Origin of the sequence: Yersinia sp. 2466 StPb PI, assembly GCF_041538325.1 — a bacterium.
GTDB classification, from domain to species: domain Bacteria; phylum Pseudomonadota; class Gammaproteobacteria; order Enterobacterales; family Enterobacteriaceae; genus Yersinia; species Yersinia enterocolitica_E.
On record NZ_JAULSL010000001.1, the window covers coordinates 2,888,331 to 2,911,260 of the forward strand.

A 22,930-nucleotide genomic window follows, 5' to 3' on the forward strand; every position below is an offset into this window, starting at 1 on the left:
TGCATACAGAGAGGGATCAGCGCTGAACCGGGCCATTACCTGACCAAATGATTTCGCCTGATTGCGCCTGCATCAATTGCATTTCAATGGTTGGCGACTTCACATCACCACTCACATCGCTGTACAGCACATATTGAGCGCCGACATAGCGGGCCAAACCAATCGCTTTGCTGCGCGACCCCAGGCTATCTTCTTCCGAAAGCCCCAGCGTTTGCTTAGCAACGGCTAATTGTTGCGGCGAGATCAAGACAAACTTTTTATTCGACGCTAGCACTTGATGTAATGCGGCGGTGGCTTTCGCCGTTTGCAATGCACCATTGGTGTTGTTTTTAACGCTATCCAATAGCAGAATGCTGCCATTCGCCACTTCGTTGTTATTCACCATTTTCGCCACCAACGGCTCGACACTGATAGCCCAATCGATAGATTGCACTTTCGGTGGCTGCGGCACGGTGTCTACCGGCGGAGGTGTCTCAACGACAGGGGGGGTTACCGGTTCAATGGTGACGGGCGGTGTCGTTGGTGCAACAGGCGTCCGGGACGGACAACCGGTCAGCACTAGCGCTGCTAAAACCACAAATAAATACCTTTTCATTGCCCTACTCCAATGGTGAAAATCAATCGGTTATAAAAATAAATGAAGGCGTGCACTGCGCGCATTAAAATTATTATTAACTGACTGAATAGTGACATCGTCCCCTGGTGCTATCATCATAAAACGCGGCGCTTCCAGCGGCGGCACATCTAAGCCCTGGGTATCATACCAATAAAAACGGTAGTTGATTCTTACCGGCTTATTCTGGCTATTCGTGATAACTGAACGCGCAACATTATTGCCAGAAGAGAGTGATACTGTGGGTTGAGAAGCCAAAATACCTGCCGTCAGAACCGACGAATCCATTACCACGGTTTGCTGTTTATTTACTGCAATCCCTTTCGGGTTGCTGCACCCCAATAATGTCGCGATACACGCCGACACCATCACCGGTAATAAAAACGCCTTAACACGGCGCATAGGCTTACCTCATTTAGACTCAATCATTATGCCGCTATTGATGCAGCATCATTATTTATGTGACAACAATGAACCCAGATAGCGACCACCAACCAGGTGCATATGAATATGATAGACCACTTGCCCGGCATGTTGGTTGCAGTTGATGATCAGGCGATAACCCTCTTCGGCAATGCCTTCTTGTTGTGCAAGTTTAGCCGCCACGGTAATCATACGACCCAGTGTGGCTTCATGTTCTGCCGTGACATCATTCACAGTTGGAATAAGAATGTTGGGAATGATTAAGATATGGGTGGGTGCCTGTGGGGCAATATCACGAAACGCCGTCACCAGCTCATCCTGGTAGACCACGTCGGCAGGAATTTCACGGCGGATAATTTTGCTGAAAATCGTTTCTTCGGCCATTACGCATTTCCTTTATCATTATAAAACGGAGAATGCGTAGTATGAGCGACAAATTCTATTGATTTCAACCTCAATAATCAGCCTCTGGCATAAGCCGCCGCTTTTTCAAACAAAGCGGGCTCTGGGCGAATCCCCGTATACAGCACAAATTGCTCAACCGCCTGAATAGCAAATACTTCTGCGCCAGTAATAACGGTTTTCTGCTGTGCTTTGGCGTAACGGATAAGTGGGGTGACTGCCGGCAGTGCCACCACATCAAAAATGATATCCGCACTATCTATTTCACCCTGAGTAAATGCCAGAGCATCGGCATCCTTCCCCCCCGACATCCCCACCGGCGTAGCATTAATCAACACATTAGCCCGAACATCCTGCATATCAGGGCGATAAATATAACCTGATTGATCCGCTAACTGCTTACCTGTCACTTCATTTGTCGCAATGATATAACCCTGCTTAAAACCTGCATTTTTTAATGCAAAAGCCACTGCTTTTGCCATGCCACCACTGCCACGTAAAGCAAAAACCTGCTTTGATGACACCTGATATGTCGCAAGCAACATGGCGATGGCGATATAGTCGGTGTTGTACGCCTTAAGGTAGCCTGCGGTATTGACCAGAGTATTTACTGAGTTAATGGCTTTAGCTGATGGGTCCATCTCATCCACCAGCGGAATCACCGTCTCTTTAAAGGGCATTGAGATGGCACAACCACGAAATCCCAGCGCCCGCACACCACCGATGGCGGCAACAAGATCAGTGGTGGTAAAAGCCTTATACAGATAATCGAGGTCTAAGGCATCGTACAAAAAGTTGTGAAAACGGGTACCAAAGTTACTGGGCCTGGCCGCCAGAGAAATACACACTTGGGTGTCTTTATTCAAATACCGGGTCATCTTCTCACCTTAAATAGTCATTACGCCCTGCCCGTACAAGCTTTTCATACCGAAGGACGGTGGGCGATAAGCCCTTGCTGTACTAAAAATTATCGGCTAAAAAGGTGATATTAAAAACTGCTGAGATTCATTCAATAGAGATCCTCTTTTATGGTCAGTCGACGTCTTGAGCAACAATATTTACGCTTATTGGGCGTGGTTGGAGTGCAACAGGTTACGATTACACTGCAAGAATTAGCCGACAAGCTTAGCTGCACTAAGCGCCATATGCGGACATTGTTGGTTAAAATGCAACAGGCTGGCTGGTTAATATGGCAGTCTGAAGCTGGCCGTGGTCGCCGTTCACATTTACAACTATTGCGGAACACTCATCAACTATTGATTGAAAAAGCGGAACAGTTATTGGATTCAGGCGATTTCAACGAGGCCATTGCGCTACTGGGAGAAGATAAGCAGCTTATTACCCCGTTGCTCCGAACCAAGTTGGGGTACCGGATACGTGATGACTATCAAGCCTTGCGAATTCCCTACTACCGCGCCATGGCTAACCTTTATCCTGGAACCCCACTGCGCCGATCTGAATTACATTTAGTTCGGCAGATCTTTAATGGCCTGACGCGGATAAATGAGGAAAACGGCCAAGTTGCCACCGATTTAGCCCATCAATGGCGCATGTTGGACCCATTACACTGGCGCTTTTACTTACGCCCTGGCGTACAGTTTCATGATGGTCGCGAGCTTTCCAGCCATGATGTGGTCAACTCATTGATGCGTTGTACTGACTTGCCGCTATTTTCACATATTCAATACGTCAGCGCATATGGGCCACTGAGTGTCATTATCGAACTGAATCAACCCGACCCGCAGCTTGCGCTATTGCTGACTCACCACGCAGCACTGATTTTGCCGAGCGACCACGCCTCACGACCCGATTTTGCGTCTTATCCGGTAGGCACCGGCCCTTATCGGGTCGCCGAAAATGATGATTGGCATTTGCAGATAAAATCCTTTGACCACTATTTTGGTTTTCGTGGCCTGCTGGATGAAGTTGAAGTCCTTATCTTCCCTGATCTGGCCCGTCAGCATACGCAAACGCCAACTGTACTCGCTGAGCAACTGAGTATTGATCATATTCAGAGTGCAACGTGGCTAAGCTCCAGTATCAGTGATATTGATTATGTCGCTGGATTCGCTGCCAGCCTGACGGGTAAACCTTCAGATTCAACCCAAGAGATGTTTTTGGAACGGGGTGGATATTTTCTGTTATGTGACAGCCGCTCACCCCATTGGCACCACATAGAGCAACGCCGTTGGCTGCGAGAGGTACTCAATCCATATAACGTTACCCAACGGTTGATTGAACCAATTCGCCCGTTCTGGGTACCCGCCAGCAGTGTTTTACCGACATGGTTCCACTCAATGCATTCAGGAGATAAAAGTTCTCCTTTCGCCGCGACGACAATGGCTGATGACAGCCCGGTGTTAACCTTGGCCTATCATGCCCAACACCCAGAATATACGATGCTGGTTACGGAAATGTCGCATATTTTGGCGGCACAGGGGATTAGGCTAGTGGTATCAGAGCTTGATTACGCCACCTGGGCCAAGGGCGATGCCGATGTTGATTTGTGGCTGGGGACGGTGAATTTTGCAGTTCCAGAAGAGTGGAATATCGGGGCATGGTTACTGGGTATGCCGCTATTGCGCCAATCTATTGTAGGTGGTGATGAGATGCGTTTGCAGACATACCTGCACAACTGGCGTAACCAGTCCCTCAGTACCGAGCAATTAGTCAGAGAGGTTATAGCTGACGGCTGGTTACAGCCATTATTCCATCACTGGATGCGCCTGAAAGCCCCACCGCAGGCTCAGGGCGCACATCTGAATAACCTTGGTTGGTTTGATTTCCAGACGACATGGTTAGAACCACAGTAACGTTTTTCCAACAAAAAAAGGGAGGCTTTCGCCTCCCCTTTGCACTCCCCAAACCTGAATTAATGGTTACGAATATACTCGTCCATATCTGTTTTCAGGTTATCTGATTTAGTCCCGAAGATAGCCTGAACACCAGACCCTGCCACCACTACACCCGCAGCACCCAGTCGCTTCAGACCAGGTTGGTCAACCTTGGAGACATCCGCCACGCTGACACGCAGACGGGTAATACAAGCATCCAGGTTAGTGATGTTCTCTTTACCACCAAACGCATTTACCAGTGCCGCTGACATTTCTGTGCCGCCCTGGACAGTTTGCTCAGTGGTTGTCTCTTCACGACCCGGTGTTTTCAGGTCCAGTTTGGTAATCAGCACACGGAAGATGGTGTAGTACACCAGACCGTAGCAAATACCCACCAGAGGGAACAGCCAGATACGGCTACTGTTACCACTGAGAACAATGAAGTCAATCAAACCATGGGAGAAGCTGGTACCGTCACGCATTCCAAGCAGAATACAGATTGGGAACGCCAGACCAGCCAAAATTGCATGGATAACATACAAAATTGGTGCCACGAACATGAAGGAGAATTCAATTGGTTCGGTGATACCCGTCAGGAATGAGGTCAGTGCTGCGGAGATCATGATCCCGCCCACTTTAGCGCGGTTTTCCGGCTTGGCTGAATGCCAAATCGCAATCGCAGCGGCTGGCAGACCGTACATTTTGAACAGGAAGCCACCAGACAGTTTACCGGCAGTTGGGTCACCCGCCATGTAACGTGGAATGTCACCGTGGAACACCTGACCTGCTGCGTTGGTGTATTCACCAATTTGCATTTGGAATGGTACGTTCCAGATATGGTGCAGACCGAATGGTACCAGCGCACGTTCAACTACGCCGTAGATACCAAAAGCAACGACTGAGTTCTGGTAAGCCGCCCATTGGGAGAAGGTCTGGATCGCAGTACCGATAGGTGGCCATACGAAGGACAGGATCACACCAACGAAAATAGCGGTGAAACCAGAAATAATCGGAACAAAGCGTTTGCCCGCAAAGAAACCGAGATATTCAGGTAACTGAATACGGTAGAAGCGGTTGAACATGTAGGCGGCTATAGCACCTGCAATAATCCCGCCCAGTACCCCAGTATCGGCTAAATGTTTGGCCGCAATTTCTTCTGCTGGCAGATGCAAGACCAGAGGCGCTACCACAGCCATGGTTTTCACCATGATGCCGTAAGCAACAACTGCCGCCAACGCGGATACACCGTCGTTATTGGTAAAGCCGAGTGCAACGCCAATAGCAAAGATTAATGCCATGTTAGCAAAGACGGAACCGCCCGCTTCTGCCATTACGTGAGAGACTACTGTTGGTAGCCAGCTAAAATTCGCGGAACCGACACCCAGCAGAATACCTGCGATGGGTAAGACGGATACCGGTAGCATTAGCGATTTACCTACCTTTTGCAGGTTTGCAAATGCGTTCTTAAACATAGTTGAGTGTGCTCCTGAGTAATAGTGCTTTTCTGCTGTTTCTCGCGTTTATTGGCATTACAAAGGGGGGAGTAAGCCTTTGCGAATAAGGGTGTCTAAAGCACCCTTTTAATTTTTACGAAGAGTAAAATAAATAGCCTGCTTAATGTTTGATGGCAGTCACGTTTCTTTCAAGAAAGCGCTTAATTTGCATCAAATCGCGCATTTTTTGTAAAAAAACGTCAACAAGACCTGCCCTCACCCAATAAATCGGGTGAGAACATTACTCGTTCCGGGGATTAATTACGAGCTTAAAAAAAAGTATTATGAAGGAGGCTAACTATTTTCACTGGCGAGCCGGGAAGGGTCCAGATGAAATAACCGGCAGAAGTTGTCAGTCGTCGCCTGCGCCAGTGATTCAAGACTCACGCCTTTCAGCACTGCCATATACTCTGCAACATCACGGACATAGGCTGGTTGATTCTCTTTGCCACGGTGGGGAACCGGGGCCAGATAAGGTGAATCGGTTTCTACTAATATCCGATCCAGCGGAACATAACGGGCCACATCACGCAGTTGTTCCGCATTACGAAAAGTGAGAATCCCCGAAAATGAGATATAAAAACCGAGGTCTAATAGCGTTGCTGCCGTGGCTTTGTCTTCTGTAAAGCAATGTAAAACACCACCACACTCCTGCGCCTGCTCTTCCTGCAAAATTGCGAGTGTATCTTCACGCGCATCGCGGGTATGCACAATCACCGGTTTGTTTAATTCGCGACCAATACGAATATGTTCACGGAAAGAGGCTTGTTGCAGCGGGATATTATCTTGCTGATAAAAATAATCCAGCCCGGTCTCGCCCATCGCCACCACATTATCTGCCGCAGCCAGGCTTCTGAGTTGCTGGAAATCATAGCCACCATCGAGATTCAGCGGATGGACACCACATGAAAATGCCACATTTGGGCGTTCGCCAATAAGGGATGTCATGGCAGAAAAGCCCGGTAACGTAGTGGCTACCGCCAGGACGAAACCGACATCTCGCGCACTTGCTTTGGCTAATACATCATCGACGCTGCTGTGCAACGTCTGGTAATCAAGGCTATCAAGATGGCAGTGTGAATCTACTAACAACATAATATTAAACTCTTCCATACTTTTCATAATTGAAGCCGCAGGGGCGCTCGCTATATTCGTTACTCGGCCCATCCTTCGGCCAGCCGCTGCAACGCCAATTACGTTGAGTGTACAATCAAGGTGAGGTGGAATAGGTGCCGGTGGATAACGCGGTTTCCCAGTTAAGTAACAACTCAGTGAGTAACAATTCACGGTTGACACCGACGACAGATAGTAATTGATGACGGCATTTTGCCAGTTGTTGCGTTGACTGAAGCAACACCAGTGTGGTGGCTACGCGTGCCAACTGTTGTACCAGCGACAATTGATCCTGATTAACAGCAAACTCACCAGCACCTTGTTGCCATTTCAAAGCATCCAGCAGCAGCGAAGAGAGCCATTGGAGGCGTTCAGCTGCATCATCATGGTTCAACTGCACTAACAATGACAGTAGATCCGAACTGTTCAATGCACTACTGAGCGCGCTACACAGCGCAGTTCGTAGAGTCCAGCGCTCCGGTTGCAACAACCGCTCGGCTGCCAAGGGTGCGCCCTCACTCAATTTAAGCGCGGCCAGCGCCGTCACCGGTTCTGCTTGAGTCTGGCGTTGCAGCCATTGCAAACTGAGTGCGGTATCTGGGCAGGCTAAATACCAGTAAAAACAGCGGCTACGCAGCGTAGCTAACAAACTGGCGGGTTGATGGCAGTCCAGCAGGAAATAGGTTTTCTCCGGTGGCTCTTCCAAGGTTTTCAATAAGGCATTTGCCGCCGCATCGGTCAACAGTTCGGCGTGTGGCAACCACACCACCTTAGCCCCACCTTGTTGTGCATGGGAATAGAGCTTATCTATCTGCTGACGCACCAATTCGACCCCAATACTGCTTTTACCTTTTTCCGGTGCCAGTACATACCAGTCCGGGTGGTTACCCGCCAGCATTAAACGGCAGCTATGGCATTCACCACAACTTTTCTCACCTTGCCGCTGCTGGCACATTAGCCAGCGACTGAGGCCATAAATCAACGCCTCTTCGCCATTACCGGGCAAGGAGTGGAGTAATAACGCGTGGTGCCCGCGCCCGGCAGTATGCTGCCCTATCAACTGGCGATAAGGGGCCGTAAGCCACGGATACCATTTCATTATGCGGTTTCCCGGCTGGCCAGCCATTGAGTCAGTACCCGGCTGATTGATGTGCTCACTTGCTCAAGAGATTGGGAGGCATCGATGGTTTTTATGCTGCTATCAGCGGCGGCCAGTTCGAGATAGCGTGCCCGCGTGCGTTCAAAAAAGGCCAGCGACTCTTGTTCAATACGATCCAACTCGCCACGGGCACGAGCGCGTGCTAAACCGACCACAGGCGGCAGATCAAGATACAGCGTTAGATCAGGGCGGAATTCACCCAATACGGTATCACGCAGTGACGTCATCAGTTGGCTATCAATGCCACGCCCTCCTCCCTGATACGCCTGAGATGAGAGATCATGGCGATCACCCACCACCCAACTGCCTCGAGCCAGCGCCGGTTTAATTACATTCTCAACTAATTGTACTCGCGCGGCATACAGCATCAGCACTTCGGCTTTATCTGTCAGGACTTCACCATCAATACCTTGTTTAATCAAATCACGCAGTTTTTCTGCCAATGGTGTCCCACCCGGCTCTCGGGTAAAAACAATATCGTTAATCCCTTGGGCGCGCAGCGTGGCAACCACGGTGTCTCTGGCGGTGGTTTTCCCTGCCCCTTCCAGCCCTTCAATAACGATAAATTTACTGTTCATTTTTATCCTTAAGCGATTGACGATAGACCCGTACCGCTTGGTTATGACTGGCTAAATTGGTGGTAAATGTATGCCCGCCCTTACCATCTGCCACAAAGTAGAGATAGGCGGTTTTGGCCGGATGCGCGGCAGCCGTCAGTGATGCCAGCCCCGGCATGGCTATTGGGGTGGGCGGCAAACCAGAAATCACATAGGTATTATAAGGTGTTGGTGTATCTAAGTCTTTACGACTAATGTTGCCATTATACTTGTCACCCATACCATAAATGACTGTAGGGTCAGTTTGCAGGCGCATACCAATCCGCAGACGGTTAATAAACACCGATGCGACTTTAGTGCGTTCTTCATTTACTGCGGTTTCTTTTTCGATGATAGATGCCATGGTGACCAGCTCACCCGGTGTCTTATAGGGTAAAGATTCCTCTCGCCCTTGCCAAATTTCATCAACCGTCTTTTCCATCTTCGCATGGGCACGTTTGAGTAAGGCCAGATCAGTCGTCCCGGCGGTATAGGAGTAGGTATCAGGATAGAGCCAACCCTCAGGGTGATCACTGTCTTTTAACCCCAGTAACACCGCAATCTCACTATCACTTTTGCCGGCCAAAACATGTTTTACGTATTTCGACTGCTGCAACTCATCCAGCCAGTCACGTAGCCGCTTGCCCTCAATAAAGCGCACGGTAAATTGTGCTTCTTTACCACTGGCGAGTAATTCCAGCATGCCGCGCACCGTCATGCCAGGGGTAAAACGGTAAGTCCCCGCCTTAAATTTTGCCAACTCAGGCTCTATACGTAACAGCCAGGGGAACAAACGGGTGTTTTTAATCACGTGGTCACGTTGCAGTAAATTCTCCAATGCGACCCGCCCCGTACCGGCGGGGAGTTTAAAGATGGTTTCTTGCTGGATAGCCAGCGGCTGGTCCGCAAAGTGTTGTATTTTCTGATAACCCAACAGCACTAATCCCAAACAGATAGCGGCAAAAAGGATTACAACTCGGGTGCTTTTTATTTTCATCGGGTGGCCATCTTCAAATTAAAGGTAGTCATCTACGCTATACATTAAAACCAACATGCTGCTGAGACCATCAGTTATGCATCGCAACAATACTGATTCAGGAAATCAAACAACTGACGCGAGTGATAAAGCCATTTATCGGCGCGGTTCACAGACAGTAGCGGCATCAGCGCGTTGCACACGATAATTTCATCCGCATCAGCCAGTGCCTCCAGTGGCTGCGCCACAATCGCTACCTGCTGCCCATGCCCGGCCAGACAGGTAATAATCATCTGGCGCATGATGCCATCAACACCCGACTGGCTTAAGTCCGGGGTAAATATTGCGCCACCTTTACGCCAGAATAAATTAGCCGCACAGCATTCCACCAGCAGGCCCGCAGTGTCAAGCACCAGTGCCTCATCAGCCTCTGTCTGCTCAAGATGCGCACGAATCAACACTTGTTCAAGGCGATTCAGGTGCTTAACACCCGCCAGCAATGGGCTGCGAGCTAATGTCACCGGGCTTAATGCCAATGAAATACCCCGCTCACGCCAACTATGATAATGCGCCGGATAATCACTAAGCGAAATAATGCGCGTAGGGTGCTGACAAGCAGTACCGCTGTAGCCGCGCCCACCGCTACCCCGGCTAATAATCACTTTCAGTACCCCATCTTCAGTATGGTTTGCCGCCTCGACCATTTCCTTAGTCAAGGCATTCCAGTTTACTGTCGGCATCAACAAGCGTTCGGTTGCCTGTTGCAGGCGCAGTATATGTTTATCAAGCCACACTACCCGACCATGAGATACCCTTGCCGTCGTAAAGCAGCCATCACCAAACTGCACTGAGCGGTCTGACGCTGAAATCAAATTTTGCTCTATACCATTAATCCAGAACATTCAGACTCTCTTTAAATGGGAGGGGTATTGTTTGCCATACATTCAGTTGCTAAATATACCTTGCCAGTAAATATATACTGTACATAAATAAAAATTGTACATGGCGACAGTAGCAGATTTAGTCAATGGCTGTTTTCAGATTTATCTCTTATTAAGACAGTGATTATGGCGGGATGTTATCTCTTTCTTACTTGGCACTGTGGCGCGACGTTAGCGGTGACAGCACTCACGTTGAGCCATTAAGTGATGCGGGGTTAACCTAATAAAAGACCCGGAAAACCGGGCCTTTTTAGCAGCAGAAGCTTAACAGCAGAAGTTAGACCTTGCGGAAAACTAAAGAACCGTTAGTGCCACCGAAGCCGAAGGAGTTACACAAGGTGTACTCCATATCTTTTACCTGACGGGCTTCATGCGGAACAAAATCCAAATCACAACCTTCATCCGGGTTATCCAGATTAATGGTTGGCGGAATAGCTTGATCACGCAACGCCAGCACAGTGAAGATAGACTCAACCGCACCGGCTGCACCTAACAAGTGCCCAGTCATGGATTTGGTGGAACTGACCATCACTTTGCGGGCATCTTCACCAAATACAGACTTAACTGCCTGCGTTTCGGCTTTGTCGCCAGCAGGAGTCGATGTGCCATGGGCATTGATATAGCCGATTTGAGATGCGGTCACACCCGCATCACGTAATGCATTCACCATTGCCAGCGCTGCTCCTGAACCGTCTTCCGGTGGAGAGGTCATGTGATAGGCATCGCTGCTCATCCCAAACCCAACAACTTCAGCATAGATTTTTGCACCACGTTTCTTCGCGTGCTCGTACTCTTCCAGCACCATCATGCCTGCGCCGTCACCCAGAACGAAACCATCACGGTCTTTATCCCACGGGCGGCTTGCGGCTTGCGGATTATCGTTACGAGTAGACAATGCACGAGCGGCACCAAAACCACCGACACCCAGTGGAGTACTGGCTTTTTCAGCGCCACCTGCCAGCATGACATCCGCATCATTGTAAGCAATGATACGTGCCGCTTGACCGATGTTATGCACACCAGAAGTACAGGCAGTCGCGATAGAAATGCTCGGCCCACGCATACCACACATAATGGTCAGATGGCCGGCAATCATGTTAACAATGGTTGATGGCACGAAGAACGGGCTAATTTTACGTGGCCCACCATTCACCAGCGCAGTGTGGTTCTCTTCAATCAGACCCAACCCACCAATACCAGAACCAATAGCGGCACCGATACGAGGAGCATTGGCTTCGGTTATTTCAAGCCCTGAGTCTTGCATGGCTTGCATGCCAGCAACAATGCCGTACTGTATGAATGCATCCATTTTGCGTGCATCTTTACGCGAAATGAACTCTTCACAATTAAAATCTTTTACTAAGCCAGCAAATTTCGTTGCATAGGCACTAGTATCGAAATGGTCGATCAGGCTGATGCCACTCTGCCCGGCAAGAACAGCGTTCCATGTGGATTCTACTGTATTACCGACAGGAGACAACATGCCCAGTCCAGTCACAACAACTCGACGCTTAGACACGGTTGTCCTCCAAGGAGGGAAAATAACACTTAGGACAAAAAAAACTTAGGCGGTCGAGTGACCGCCTAACTATCTAAACTTAAAGCATGTTCGCTTACTGCTGGTTAGCGTTGATAAAATCAATAGCTGCCTGAACAGTAGTGATTTTCTCTGCTTCTTCGTCTGGAATCTCAGTATCAAATTCTTCTTCCAGAGCCATTACCAGCTCAACGGTGTCCAGAGAATCCGCGCCAAGATCTTCAACGAAAGAAGCACTGTTCTTCACTTCGTCTTCTTTAACACCCAGTTGTTCAACGATGATTTTCTTAACGCGTTCTTCGATAGTGCTCATACTCTTAAATTTCCTATCAAAACTCGCTTTCGCGATGGTTTTCGTAGTGTATAAAATGTTGAAAAAGATGCAACTAAATCTCGGCTGGTCAAACCACGATTTTACGCTATTTTGCGGTTTTCACCTCAAATAATGCAAATACTTTCGTGATTTTTAAATCATATACATGCCGCCATTGACATGTAACGTTTCACCAGAGATGTAGCTGGCCTCGTCAGAGGCTAAAAATGCAACAGCGCTGGCGATTTCTTTAGCTTGCCCAAGCCGGTTAGCTGGTACTTGGGCTAAAATGCCTGCGCGTTGTTCATCTGTCAACGCCGTCGTCATGTCCGTCTCAATAAAGCCAGGTGCCACAACGTTGACAGTAATGCCACGTGAAGCAACCTCACGCGCCAAAGACTTGCTAAAACCGATCAGACCCGCTTTAGCTGCCGCGTAGTTAACCTGCCCCGCATTGCCCATTGTCCCAACCACAGACCCGATGGTGATGATACGCCCAAACCGCTTTTTCATCATAGCGCGCATTACCGCTTTTGACAGGCGGAATACAGAAGTCAGATCGGTGTCAATAATATCTTGCCACTCTTCATCCTTCATACGCATCAGCAGGTTATCACGCGTAATACCTGCATTATTCACTAAAATATCAACTTCGCCAAATTCCGCACGAATCGCTGTCAAAACAGCATCGATTGACGCGGGTTCCACGACGTTCAACATATAGCCTTTGCCATTGCTACCCAGATAGGCACTAATCGCTTCTGCACCCTTCTCACTGGTCGCAGTGCCAATAACCCGGGCACCACGTTCGACCAATAATTCTGCAATCGCACGGCCAATCCCACGGCTCGCGCCGGTTACCAGCGCAATTTTTCCTTCGAAGCTCATGTTATCCTCTTTCTTAGTTTTCAAGCGCGCTGGTCAATGTAGCAACATCGTTTACCGGTGCTGCGGTTAAAGTATCCACGATACGCTTGGTCAAGCCAGTCAAGACTTTACCTGGCCCAACTTCTAACAGCAGCTCAATACCTTCTGCTGCCATAAATTCAACACTCTCAGTCCAACGTACCGGGTTGTAGAGTTGGCGCACCAGCGCACTACGGATAGCGTCTGGTGAAACTTCCGTTTTCACATCAACATTATTGACAACCGGGAACAATGGCGCCTGGAATTCAATGTTTTCCAGTGCTTCGGCTAACTTATCAGCCGCCGGCTTCATTAACGCACAATGAGATGGCACACTGACCGGTAAAGGCAAGGCACGCTTGGCTCCGGCCGCTTTACAAGCAACCCCTGCGCGTTCTACCGCTTCTTTGTTGCCGGCAATCACGACCTGGCCTGGCGAGTTAAAATTGACAGGCGAAACAACCTGACCTTGTGCTGATTCTTCACAGGCTTTAGCAATGGATTCATTATCCAGACCTATGATGGCGTACATTGCGCCGGTGCCTGCTGGTACCGCTTCTTGCATCAGTTTGCCGCGCAATTCAACCAGAGTGATCGCCTGTTTGAAATCAATCACACCCGCGCAAACCAGCGCTGAGTATTCACCCAAGCTATGACCTGCCATCATTGTCGGCAGCTTGCCGCCTTGATGTTGCCAGACACGCCAAATTGCAACAGATGCCGCCAGCAATGCCGGTTGTGTCTGCCACGTTTTATTCAATTCGTCTGCCGGGCCTTGCTGCACTAGCTGCCAAAGGGAGTAACCCAGTACCGACGACGCTTCACTGAAAGTCGCTTCAACTATCGGAAATTGTGCCGCCAAATCGGCCAGCATGCCAAGGGATTGAGAACCCTGGCCTGGAAATACCATTGCAAATTTCGACATTCTGCTTTCCTGTTAAATCAAAAAAGGTACTGTTAAATCAAAAGCGAACCAGCGCAGAGCCCCAGGTAAAGCCACCGCCAAACGCTTCCAGCAGCACTAACTGCCCACGTTGAATACGCCCATCTCGCACCGCTTCATCCAGCGCCGCAGGGACAGATGCCGCAGAGGTGTTGCCATGACGATCAAGAGTTATCACCACTCTATCCATCCCCATGCCTAACTTCTTCGCCGTTGCGGTAATAATACGCAGGTTAGCCTGATGCGGCACTAACCAATCCAGCGCACTGCGCTCCAGATTGTTGGCCTGCAATGTCTCATCCACAATGTGGGCAAGCTCAGTCACCGCGACTTTAAATACTTCATTACCGGCCATGGTGACATAGGCTGGTTGCTCTTGTTTTTGGCGATCTTGGTACGGCAGTGCCAGCAACTGACCATAGCTGCCGTCGGCATGCAAATGGGTTGACAGTATGCCAGGCTGTTCAGATGCGCCTAAAACCACAGCACCTGCACCATCACCAAACAGAATAATCGTACCGCGGTCTTCTGGGTCCAGCGCGCGCGATAACATATCGGAGCCAATCACGATGGCATGCTTAACCGCACCACTTTTCACATATTGGTCAGCCACACTCAGAGCATAGGTAAAGCCCGCACAGGCTGCTGCCAAATCGAAAGAGGCTGCATCTTTAATACCCAGCATTTGCTGTACCTGACAGGCCGAGCTTGGGAAAGCATGGCTTGAAGAGGTGGTAGCAACAATAATCAGCCCAATCTGGTCCTTACTAACGCCAGACATCTCCAGTGCTTTTTCAGCCGCATGGAAACCCATGGTTGCGACTGTTTCATCCAGGCCGGCAATACGCCGCTCACGAATACCTGTACGGGTGACAATCCACTCGTCCGAAGTATCCACCATTTTTTCTAAATCAGCATTGCTGCGCACTTGTACGGGCAGATAACTCCCCGTACCGAGAATCTTAGTATACATGTACGATCAGTCACTCTTGGGTAATACCGCTTCAAGGCGCGCGGCTATCCGTTGAGGGACTTGCCGCTGCACCGCCTGCACCGCCTGTTCGATTGCGACTGCGAATGCACGTTGATTCGCCGCGCCATGACTCTTGATTACAATGCCCCGCAATCCTAACAGACATGCACCATTATACTGGTCGGGGTTCAAATGACCGAACCGTTTTGCCACACGTTTTTGCAGCCAGCGCCCAATGAGTTTAAGCCACCAGGACTGTTTACTGCCTTCGCCCGATGATTTGAGCAGTGACAAGAACATTCTTATCACACCTTCCATGGTCTTTAGAGTGACGTTACCCACGAAGCCGTCACAAACCATCACATCGGTCTTACCCGTAAGCAAATCATTGCCTTCCAGATAACCAATATAGTTGATCGCCGGTGTATTTCTTAATACTGCGGCGGCTTCGCGGATATTATCTAACCCCTTGGTTTCTTCTTCGCCGATATTGAGCAAAGCAACACGCGGGTTGGTAATACCGACAACTTCTTCTGCCATCACCGAACCCATGACAGCAAACTGCACCAACATTGTACTATCACATTCAACGTTAGCCCCTAAATCCAGCACCACCGTCTTGCTGCGTTGCTGGTTTGGGATGACAGTCATTAACGCCGGGCGCTCTATTCCATCTAATGGCTTAATCATCATCTTCGCCAGCCCCATCAAGGCTCCTGTATTCCCTGCACTCACACAGGCTGCCGCGTCCCCGTTTTTGACCAACTCCAGCGCTATGCGCATCGAGGTACCACGACTGGCACGAATAGCTTGTGAGGGTTTAGCATCGCTGGCAATAACATGCTCAGCAGGGATGACCTGTAACCTCACCAGCAACAAAGGATCGGCATTAACAAGTAACGGAGTGATGGTGTCGGGATTCCCGACCAGCAGGAGTTTAAGCCGTGGATTAGAGGCCAGTGCCTGCAATGAAGCAGGCACTGTGACGTGGGGACCGAAATCCCCACCCATTGCATCTAACGCTAGGGTTAGACAAGTCAAGGTATCGCCTTGCTAAAGATTAGCAAGTACTACTCAGCCGATAACCTTGCGGCCACGGTAGAAACCGTCGGCTGTGATGTGGTGACGCAGGTGAGTTTCACCGGAAGTTTTGTCCACAGACAGAGTGGCAGTGGTCAGCGCATCGTGTGAACGGCGCATGCCACGTTTGGAACGAGTTGGTTTGTTCTGTTGTACGGCCATTGACCTTACTCCTTAATTACTTTCTTTAAACTGGCTAATACGGCAAATGGATTCGGTTTCTCCACCTCTTCAGGCAGTTTACCAAATACCATGTCCGCCTCGGACACTTCACAGTGTTCAGAATCATGTACCGGAACGACAGGCAGTGAAAGAATAATTTCGTCTTCAATCATAGCCAGCAGATCAACTTCGCCAAATTCGTCGACTTCGATCGGCTCGTACGCTTCCGGTAATGCTTCAGCCTGCTCATCATTGACGACCGGGCTAAAACAATACGTTGTATGAACATGTTGTGCAAACGTGTTACTACAGCGCTGACACATCAATGTTACATCGACGTCCGCGTGACCTGTAATAACCGCCAGGCGCTGATTATCGATATTAAACGATAATGAGGCCACGACATCGCTGTCCACACTTACCACTGAATCGGCTACACGTGTAACCTGCTCAGGAGAATAGATACCTGCGTAATCTAAACGTTTCTGAGCGGTACGAACCGCATCAATGGTCAGGGGTAATTTTACCTTTTGCATAGGGCGCGCATATTAACTTTGTAACGACATAGAGTCAAAGAAAAAGGCCTTTTTACTGCACCTTTCACCAATATTCGCTTCCGAAGCGGCAGACAGTTTAAAATGCCTGATTAAATTACGCTACGGTTTATGGAAAATATTATGCTGCAACTGGTTCTTGCTTCAACCTCATCATATCGTCGGACTTTGCTGGAAAAGCTGCAATTACCTTTTGTTACTGCGGCACCACAGACCGATGAAAGCCCACAGGCAGGTGAAGAAGCCAGCGCGCTAGTGCAGCGGTTGGCGAGTGCAAAAGCACAGGCACTGGCCGGGAGTTTTCCACAACATCTGATAATCGGCTCTGATCAGGTCTGTGTCATTGACGGATTAATCGTCGGGAAACCCCACAATTATGCAAACGCAATGAAGCAATTGCAGCAGGCCAGTGGACAATGTGTCACTTTTTATACCGGTCTGGCCCTATTGAATACAGCAACCAACAGCATTAACTGCCTGTGCGAAACTTTTGACGTTTATTTCCGAACGCTAAGTGAAGCAGAAATAGACGGTTATTTGACGCGAGAGCAACCATGGGATTGTGCCGGCAGTTTTAAAAGTGAGGGATTGGGTATTACCCTATTTGATAGATTATCAGGCCGCGACCCAAATACACTTATCGGTCTGCCGTTAATCGCCCTCACCGAGATGCTGATTGAGCAAGGAGTAAATCCGCTCCTGTAAATACTGCATAACAAAACAGGGCGCAATTGATACTTGCACCCTGTTACTTCAATTATTTATTACGGCAATTTATTTTTCTGCTGCTTTCTTTCGTAATATCAACAAACAGTGGCGTAACTGATTATCCAGTGGCGCTTCAATGCGCATGGTTTCACCGCTATTGGGATGCTCAAAACGTAATGCTGCAGCATGCAAGAATAAACGATGCAGCCCGGTTCCTTGCAATTGTTGATCAAATTCACTGTCGCCATAGCGATCATCAAAAGCAATTGGGTGACCCGCATGGAGCGCATGTACGCGGATCTGGTGAGTACGACCAGTAATCGGGCTGGCCTTGACCAAGGTTGCATGCTCAAAGCGCTCTTCAACTTTAAAACGCGTTTCTGACGGTTTGCCCTCGCTGCTGACTTTCACCACTCGCTCGCCACTTTGTATAATATTCTTCAACAAAGGTGCCTGCACCGCTTTACAGTGAGATTGCCATTGACCACGAACCAATGCCAAATAGTCTTTCTGCATCCCTTTTAACCGCAGTTGCTCATGCAAAGAACGCAGCGCAGAGCGTTTTTTCGCTACCAATAAGACACCGGAGGTATCACGGTCAAGGCGATGAACCAATTCAAGGAAGCGGGCTTCGGGGCGCAATGCACGCAAGGCTTCAATAACACCAAAACTCAAACCACTGCCACCATGAACCGCCGTGCCAGAAGGCTTGTTCAACACCAACAGATAGTCATCTTCAAATAAAATACAGTCGGCCAACGCCGCAACTTTATCAAGTTTGGCAGAGACCTGAACCTCTTCGCGCTCAGCGACGCGCACTGGCGGTATCCGGACCACATCCCCGTCAACCAGTTTATATTCTGGCTTAATGCGCCCTTTATTAACGCGAACCTCACCTTTGCGCACGATGCGGTAGATCATACTCTTTGGCACACCTTTCAATTTAGTGAGCAAAAAGTTATCGATCCGCTGACCGGCTTCGTCGGCAGAAATGGTGATTAATTGTACTACTGGATTATTCGTTTTCATGGTGCGCGATTCTAAATACACCGAGGAATTAGCGCCACCCCTTTTTCTGTGCTTAACTGTCAGTCTGGCTATTTAAAGATAACGTTTGCGCGCATTTATTGTTTAATAAGACAACGATAGCCGCCAACGCTGTGAAAACAGTAAAAGAATCTTTACGTAGACAGGTAAAGTCATCTTGCTATATCAGTGTCAGCAATGGAATAATGTCACTAATTCTGCGTTGATTCTCGTTAGACCAAGAGACTTGTGGAATAATAAACTTTGCCTGATCACACAAAAACGCAGCAATGGCGTAAGACGTAATGTGAAATCAAGCAATTAGCGGGCTGCGGGTTGCAGCTTGGCCGGCAAGTGGGTCTGCTCTGTTGTCTTATATTCAGAAGCGCCCCTTTATATAAAAGCGCTGTTTTTCAGAAAGAAACACAGGCTTACCGAAATAATGCGCCCCTATGCAGGCGACAACCGTGAGGTTGACGGCTTTGCTAGAAGACTCGGGGTCATCGGTTTACCCGGCCATAGAGGTTATTTTGCCCGCAGTTCTAACGCCAATGTAAAAATAACGAGTAAGTTAAAGATGAAAAGAATGTTGATTAACGCAACTCAGCAAGAAGAGTTGCGTGTTGCCCTTGTAGATGGACAGCGGCTGTATGATTTGGATATTGAAAGCCCAGGTCATGAACAGAAAAAAGCGAATATTTACAAAGGCAAAATCACCCGAATAGAACCCAGTCTGGAAGCCGCTTTTGTTGATTACGGCGCTGAACGTCATGGTTTCCTCCCACTAAAAGAAATTTCTCGCGAATATTTCCCTAGTAATTATTCCTCTCATGGCCGCCCAAACATCAAAGATGTGCTGCGCGAAGGCCAAGAAGTTATCGTTCAGGTTGATAAAGAAGAACGTGGCAATAAAGGTGCCGCACTAACAACTTTCATCAGCCTGGCTGGCAGTTATTTGGTTCTGATGCCGAACAACCCACGTGCCGGTGGTATCTCCCGTCGCATTGAGGGTGATGACCGCACCGAACTGAAAGAAGCCCTATCCTCCCTGCAATTGCCTGATGGCATGGGTCTGATTGTCCGTACTGCCGGTGTTGGCAAATCTGCTGATGCACTGCAATGGGACTTGTCATTCCGCCTCAAGCATTGGGATGCGATTAAAAAAGCCGCTGAAGGTCGCCCTGCGCCATTCTTAATCCATCAGGAAAGTAACGTAATTGTCCGCGCTTTCCGTGATTATTTGCGCCCGGATATCGGCGAGATCCTGATCGATAACCCTAAAGTTCTCGAACTGGCAAAAGAGCATATCGCCGCTCTGGGTCGCCCGGATTTCAGTAGCAAAATCAAATTGTATAGTGGTGAAATCCCCTTATTCAGCCACTACCAAATTGAGTCTCAGATTGAGTCAGCGTTCCAGCGTGAAGTACGTCTGCCTTCCGGCGGTTCTATCGTTATTGATACCACCGAAGCCCTGACGGCAATTGATATCAACTCCGCGCGTGCAACACGTGGTGGCGATATCGAAGAAACCGCGTTTAACACCAACCTTGAAGCCGCTGATGAAATTGCCCGCCAGTTACGTTTACGTGACCTCGGTGGCCTGATTGTTATCGACTTCATCGATATGACACCAGTGCGCCATCAGCGTGAAGTTGAAAACCGCCTGCGTGATGCCGTTCGCCAAGACCGTGCCCGCATCCAGATTGGCCGAATCTCTCGCTTCGGATTGCTGGAGATGTCCCGTCAGCGTCTTAGCCCGTCACTGGGTGAGTCAAGCCACCACGTGTGCCCACGCTGTAGCGGTACCGGTACCGTTCGTGACAACGAATCACTGTCACTTTCTATTCTGCGTCTGATTGAAGAAGAAGCGCTGAAAGAAAATACCCATGAAGTTCACGCCATTGTACCGGTACAGATTGCGTCGTATCTGCTTAACGAAAAACGTGAATCCGTCAATGCCATTGAAAAACGTCAAGGTGGTGTACGTGCGGTGATCGTGCCAAACGATCAGATGCAAACACCGCACTATTCTGTTCTTCGGGTACGTAAAGGCGAAGAGGTTCCTTCTCTCAGCTACCTGCTACCACAACTGCATGAAGCAGAAATGACGCAGCCGTTAGAAGAAGCAACGATTGAGCGTAAACGCCCAGAACAACCAGCGTTGGCGACTTTCTCTCTGCCAACCGAAGTACCACCGGAAGCCGCACCTGCTAGCGTCAGTGCTAAACCAAGCGTTGCGCCACAAGTAACCGCATCTGCTGCTACCTCAGAACAGCCTGGCTTCTTTAGCCGTTTGTTCAGTGGCCTAAAAGGTATATTCGGCACATCAGCAGAAGAAGTTAAACCGGTAGAGGTCGAGAAAACCGAAACTACCGAAAACCGCCGTAATGATCGTCGTAATCCTCGTCGCCAGAACAATGGCCGCAAAGAGAGAGGCGACCGTACACCACGTGAAGGCCGTGATAACAGCACACGTGACAACAGTGGCCGTGATAGCAATAGCCGTGACAACAGTGGTCGTGACAATGCGAACCGCGAAGGTCGTGAAGATCAGCGTCGCAACAAGCGTCCAGTGGCGCAAACTACTGCGCCGCAAGCACAAACTGACGTTGTTGAAACGGATAAAGCGCCACGTGACGAGCAGCAACCACAGCGTCGCGGTGATCGTCAGCGCCGTCGTCAGGAAGATAAACGTCAGGCACCACAGGAAGTCAAAGCAGAAGTAGAAGTGGCAGCAGTCAGTGTGGTCGAAGAGGTGCAACCTGAGCAAGAAGAACGTCAACAGGTTATGCAGCGTCGTCAACGCCGCCAATTGAATCAGAAAGTCCGTATTCAATCTGCCAATGATGAGCTGAATGTGCTGGAAAATGCAGCCCAGGAAAATCCTGTTAGTGCACCGCTAGCAAGCATTGCAGCGCCAGTTGTGCAGGAAGAAGTGAAATTACTGCCACAAACGACTGTTCAAGCGGATGATGAAGCTACTCACGATCGCAATGCCAATAATGAAAATGGTATGCCACGTCGTTCACGCCGCTCACCTCGTCATCTGCGCGTCAGTGGCCAGCGTCGTCGTCGCTATCGTGATGAGCGTTACCCGACACAATCTGCTATGCCACTGGCCGGCGCTTTCGCCTCACCAGAAATGGCTTCAGGCAAAGTGTGGGTCCGTTATCCAGTAGCTCAAACAGTTGAACCTGCTTTTGTAGAAAACCCGGTTGAACAACCATTGCCAATAGCAGTTGCAGCAGTAGAGACCCCGGTTAATATTCCGGCCGTGATTGTAGCAGCCCCAGTCGTTGCCGCACCTGTCGTCGTCGCCGTGACTGAAACTGTCACTCCGACACCTGCTGCGCAACATAAACCAGGTGGTTCTTCATCTTCAGCCGCAGCCGTTCCTGGCCGTGCTCCTGTTGTCGTGCCAGTGGTTGTAGAACCTGTTGCCGTTGAGCCAACTGCTGTAGAACCAACCGTTGAAGCTGTCGCTGAGGTGGTGCAAGCTGAAACTACCGCAGCGGTTGAAGCAGTATCCGACGTTGAAGAAACTGGCGTTGCGGAAGCTACCGCTGAACCTGTGGTTCAGGAAACGGTAATTGAGGATACAACTGCTGAAGAAGCGGTGGTGGAAGAAACCATTGTTGCTGAAACTGCTGTTGTTGAAACAACTATTATTGAAACAACTATTGTTGAAACACCGGCGGAAGATGCGGTTGTAGCTGAAACTGTGGTGGAAGACGCTGTAGCTGAAGCACAGGCAGTGACCGAAGTCATTGTTGAAACATCGACAATTGAAGAACCGCTAATTGAAGAAACCGCTGTCGAAGCCAGTGTCAGTGACACGGTTGTGGTTGAGGCTCCTGTTGCTGTTGTGCCACAACAGTCGACTATCGCTCACCCTGAAGGTGTGGTGTTCAAACATTACGCTTCAGCACCGATGACCAAAGCACCGGCACCGGATTACGCGCCAGAGTCACCGACTAAAGGTCAGTGGGAACGTCCAGCCTTTGATTTTGCAGGTAAAGGTTCTGCTGGTGGCCATGCGGCGGCAACTCAGGCAACCGCGCCGGCAACAAAACCGCAATCTGTCGAATAAATGTAATATTATTCCGACCAGACATTGCAAAGACAAAACCCGCCATCAGGCGGGTTTTTTTATATTGGTGATATCTTTAACCAGAGAT

22 protein-coding genes are annotated in these 22,930 nt (G+C 49.3%); 3 read left to right on the forward strand and 19 right to left on the reverse strand.

Annotated elements, in window-relative coordinates:
• Window positions 1-16 precede the first annotated feature (16 nt).
• The 4 genes from lpoB to Q2T72_RS13150 all read right to left on the reverse strand — a co-directional run bounded on the left by lpoB (window position 17) and on the right by Q2T72_RS13150 (window position 2,316).
• A complete protein-coding gene (gene lpoB, locus Q2T72_RS13135; RefSeq protein ID WP_083158533.1) occupies window positions 17-595 on the reverse strand; it encodes a penicillin-binding protein activator LpoB in 579 nt (192 codons plus the stop codon).
• Window positions 596-625: 30 nt separating this feature from the next.
• Entirely contained in the window at window positions 626-1,015 is a 390-nt protein-coding gene (locus Q2T72_RS13140; RefSeq protein ID WP_083158532.1) for a YcfL family protein, read from the reverse strand.
• Between the two features lie 51 nt (window positions 1,016-1,066).
• Window positions 1,067-1,420, reverse strand: coding sequence for a purine nucleoside phosphoramidase (hinT, locus tag Q2T72_RS13145; protein WP_083158531.1), 354 nt, complete (start codon window positions 1,418-1,420; stop codon window positions 1,067-1,069).
• Between the two features lie 77 nt (window positions 1,421-1,497).
• Window positions 1,498-2,316 (reverse strand): shikimate 5-dehydrogenase, encoded by an 819-nt coding sequence (locus tag Q2T72_RS13150; RefSeq protein WP_083158530.1) that lies wholly within the window; start codon window positions 2,314-2,316, stop codon window positions 1,498-1,500.
• A 150-nt stretch (window positions 2,317-2,466) separates the two neighbouring features.
• Here Q2T72_RS13150 and Q2T72_RS13155 point away from each other — a divergent pair, with 150 nt between their 5' ends.
• A complete protein-coding gene (locus Q2T72_RS13155) occupies window positions 2,467-4,251 on the forward strand; it encodes an SgrR family transcriptional regulator (RefSeq protein ID WP_372569286.1) in 1,785 nt (594 codons plus the stop codon).
• Between the two features lie 59 nt (window positions 4,252-4,310).
• Here the strand turns inward: Q2T72_RS13155 and ptsG are convergent, their stop codons facing one another.
• From ptsG to yceD, 14 genes are all read right to left on the reverse strand, one after another.
• Window positions 4,311-5,744, reverse strand: a complete 1,434-nt coding sequence (ptsG, locus tag Q2T72_RS13160; RefSeq protein WP_083158528.1) for a PTS glucose transporter subunit IIBC — start codon at window positions 5,742-5,744, stop codon at window positions 4,311-4,313.
• Between the two features lie 315 nt (window positions 5,745-6,059).
• Entirely contained in the window at window positions 6,060-6,860 is an 801-nt protein-coding gene (locus tag Q2T72_RS13165) for a metal-dependent hydrolase (protein WP_372569889.1), read from the reverse strand.
• Between the two features lie 115 nt (window positions 6,861-6,975).
• Complete coding sequence (holB, locus tag Q2T72_RS13170; protein WP_083158527.1) at window positions 6,976-7,977, reverse strand: DNA polymerase III subunit delta'; 1,002 nt, start codon at window positions 7,975-7,977, stop codon at window positions 6,976-6,978.
• Entirely contained in the window at window positions 7,977-8,615 is a 639-nt protein-coding gene (gene tmk / locus Q2T72_RS13175; protein ID WP_083158526.1) for a dTMP kinase, read from the reverse strand. The genes holB and tmk overlap by 1 nt, the downstream gene beginning before the upstream one ends.
• Window positions 8,605-9,630: an endolytic transglycosylase MltG gene (gene mltG / locus Q2T72_RS13180; RefSeq protein ID WP_083158525.1), complete on the reverse strand. Its 1,026-nt coding sequence runs from the start codon at window positions 9,628-9,630 to the stop codon at window positions 8,605-8,607. The genes tmk and mltG overlap by 11 nt, the downstream gene beginning before the upstream one ends.
• Window positions 9,631-9,704: 74 nt before the next feature.
• The gene (pabC, locus tag Q2T72_RS13185; protein ID WP_372569287.1) at window positions 9,705-10,511 is read right to left on the reverse strand and encodes an aminodeoxychorismate lyase; all 807 of its coding nucleotides are present in this window, start codon (window positions 10,509-10,511) and stop codon (window positions 9,705-9,707) included.
• 316 nt (window positions 10,512-10,827) lie between these two features.
• On the reverse strand, window positions 10,828-12,069 hold the full coding sequence (gene fabF / locus Q2T72_RS13190; protein ID WP_372569288.1) for a beta-ketoacyl-ACP synthase II: 1,242 nt from the start codon (window positions 12,067-12,069) through the stop codon (window positions 10,828-10,830).
• 94 nt (window positions 12,070-12,163) lie between these two features.
• Window positions 12,164-12,400: an acyl carrier protein gene (gene acpP / locus Q2T72_RS13195; protein WP_002220787.1), complete on the reverse strand. Its 237-nt coding sequence runs from the start codon at window positions 12,398-12,400 to the stop codon at window positions 12,164-12,166.
• A 153-nt stretch (window positions 12,401-12,553) separates the two neighbouring features.
• Window positions 12,554-13,288: a 3-oxoacyl-ACP reductase FabG gene (gene fabG, locus Q2T72_RS13200; protein WP_083158522.1), complete on the reverse strand. Its 735-nt coding sequence runs from the start codon at window positions 13,286-13,288 to the stop codon at window positions 12,554-12,556.
• A gap of 13 nt (window positions 13,289-13,301) precedes the next feature.
• Window positions 13,302-14,231, reverse strand: coding sequence for an ACP S-malonyltransferase (gene fabD / locus Q2T72_RS13205; RefSeq protein ID WP_083158521.1), 930 nt, complete (start codon window positions 14,229-14,231; stop codon window positions 13,302-13,304).
• 37 nt (window positions 14,232-14,268) lie between these two features.
• On the reverse strand, window positions 14,269-15,222 hold the full coding sequence (locus Q2T72_RS13210; protein WP_083158520.1) for a beta-ketoacyl-ACP synthase III: 954 nt from the start codon (window positions 15,220-15,222) through the stop codon (window positions 14,269-14,271).
• A gap of 6 nt (window positions 15,223-15,228) precedes the next feature.
• Window positions 15,229-16,263: a phosphate acyltransferase PlsX gene (gene plsX / locus Q2T72_RS13215; protein ID WP_083158519.1), complete on the reverse strand. Its 1,035-nt coding sequence runs from the start codon at window positions 16,261-16,263 to the stop codon at window positions 15,229-15,231.
• Between the two features lie 33 nt (window positions 16,264-16,296).
• Window positions 16,297-16,464 (reverse strand): 50S ribosomal protein L32, encoded by a 168-nt coding sequence (rpmF, locus tag Q2T72_RS13220; RefSeq protein WP_002210931.1) that lies wholly within the window; start codon window positions 16,462-16,464, stop codon window positions 16,297-16,299.
• Between the two features lie 5 nt (window positions 16,465-16,469).
• The gene (gene yceD / locus Q2T72_RS13225) at window positions 16,470-17,000 is read right to left on the reverse strand and encodes a 23S rRNA accumulation protein YceD (RefSeq protein ID WP_083158518.1); all 531 of its coding nucleotides are present in this window, start codon (window positions 16,998-17,000) and stop codon (window positions 16,470-16,472) included.
• Window positions 17,001-17,141: 141 nt separating this feature from the next.
• On the opposite strand from yceD, the gene Q2T72_RS13230 reads away from it, so the two are divergent.
• Complete coding sequence (locus Q2T72_RS13230) at window positions 17,142-17,723, forward strand: nucleoside triphosphate pyrophosphatase (RefSeq protein WP_083158517.1); 582 nt, start codon at window positions 17,142-17,144, stop codon at window positions 17,721-17,723.
• A 69-nt stretch (window positions 17,724-17,792) separates the two neighbouring features.
• On the opposite strand, the gene rluC is transcribed toward Q2T72_RS13230, so the two are convergent.
• Window positions 17,793-18,755, reverse strand: coding sequence for a 23S rRNA pseudouridine(955/2504/2580) synthase RluC (rluC, locus tag Q2T72_RS13235; protein WP_372569289.1), 963 nt, complete (start codon window positions 18,753-18,755; stop codon window positions 17,793-17,795).
• 574 nt (window positions 18,756-19,329) lie between these two features.
• Here rluC and rne point away from each other — a divergent pair.
• Window positions 19,330-22,842: a ribonuclease E gene (rne, locus tag Q2T72_RS13240; RefSeq protein ID WP_372569290.1), complete on the forward strand. Its 3,513-nt coding sequence runs from the start codon at window positions 19,330-19,332 to the stop codon at window positions 22,840-22,842.
• Window positions 22,843-22,930 lie beyond the last annotated feature (88 nt).

Coding starts and splice junctions, on each gene's coding strand:
- tmk (WP_083158526.1), bottom strand. CDS start 8,615: ATGAACAGTAAATTTATCGTTATTGAAGGGCTGGAAGGGGCAGGGAAA.
- ptsG (WP_083158528.1), bottom strand. CDS start 5,744: ATGTTTAAGAACGCATTTGCAAACCTGCAAAAGGTAGGTAAATCGCTA.
- rluC (WP_372569289.1), bottom strand. CDS start 18,755: ATGAAAACGAATAATCCAGTAGTACAATTAATCACCATTTCTGCCGAC.
- rne (WP_372569290.1), top strand. CDS start 19,330: ATGAAAAGAATGTTGATTAACGCAACTCAGCAAGAAGAGTTGCGTGTT.
- Q2T72_RS13150 (WP_083158530.1), bottom strand. CDS start 2,316: ATGACCCGGTATTTGAATAAAGACACCCAAGTGTGTATTTCTCTGGCG.
- yceD (WP_083158518.1), bottom strand. CDS start 17,000: ATGCAAAAGGTAAAATTACCCCTGACCATTGATGCGGTTCGTACCGCT.
- lpoB (WP_083158533.1), bottom strand. CDS start 595: ATGAAAAGGTATTTATTTGTGGTTTTAGCAGCGCTAGTGCTGACCGGT.
- Q2T72_RS13230 (WP_083158517.1), top strand. CDS start 17,142: ATGCTGCAACTGGTTCTTGCTTCAACCTCATCATATCGTCGGACTTTG.
- Q2T72_RS13210 (WP_083158520.1), bottom strand. CDS start 15,222: ATGTATACTAAGATTCTCGGTACGGGGAGTTATCTGCCCGTACAAGTG.
- fabG (WP_083158522.1), bottom strand. CDS start 13,288: ATGAGCTTCGAAGGAAAAATTGCGCTGGTAACCGGCGCGAGCCGTGGG.
- acpP (WP_002220787.1), bottom strand. CDS start 12,400: ATGAGCACTATCGAAGAACGCGTTAAGAAAATCATCGTTGAACAACTG.
- holB (WP_083158527.1), bottom strand. CDS start 7,977: ATGAAATGGTATCCGTGGCTTACGGCCCCTTATCGCCAGTTGATAGGG.
- hinT (WP_083158531.1), bottom strand. CDS start 1,420: ATGGCCGAAGAAACGATTTTCAGCAAAATTATCCGCCGTGAAATTCCT.
- Q2T72_RS13140 (WP_083158532.1), bottom strand. CDS start 1,015: ATGCGCCGTGTTAAGGCGTTTTTATTACCGGTGATGGTGTCGGCGTGT.
- mltG (WP_083158525.1), bottom strand. CDS start 9,630: ATGAAAATAAAAAGCACCCGAGTTGTAATCCTTTTTGCCGCTATCTGT.
- rpmF (WP_002210931.1), bottom strand. CDS start 16,464: ATGGCCGTACAACAGAACAAACCAACTCGTTCCAAACGTGGCATGCGC.
- Q2T72_RS13165 (WP_372569889.1), bottom strand. CDS start 6,860: ATGTTGTTAGTAGATTCACACTGCCATCTTGATAGCCTTGATTACCAG.
- Q2T72_RS13155 (WP_372569286.1), top strand. CDS start 2,467: ATGGTCAGTCGACGTCTTGAGCAACAATATTTACGCTTATTGGGCGTG.
- pabC (WP_372569287.1), bottom strand. CDS start 10,511: ATGTTCTGGATTAATGGTATAGAGCAAAATTTGATTTCAGCGTCAGAC.
- fabD (WP_083158521.1), bottom strand. CDS start 14,231: ATGTCGAAATTTGCAATGGTATTTCCAGGCCAGGGTTCTCAATCCCTT.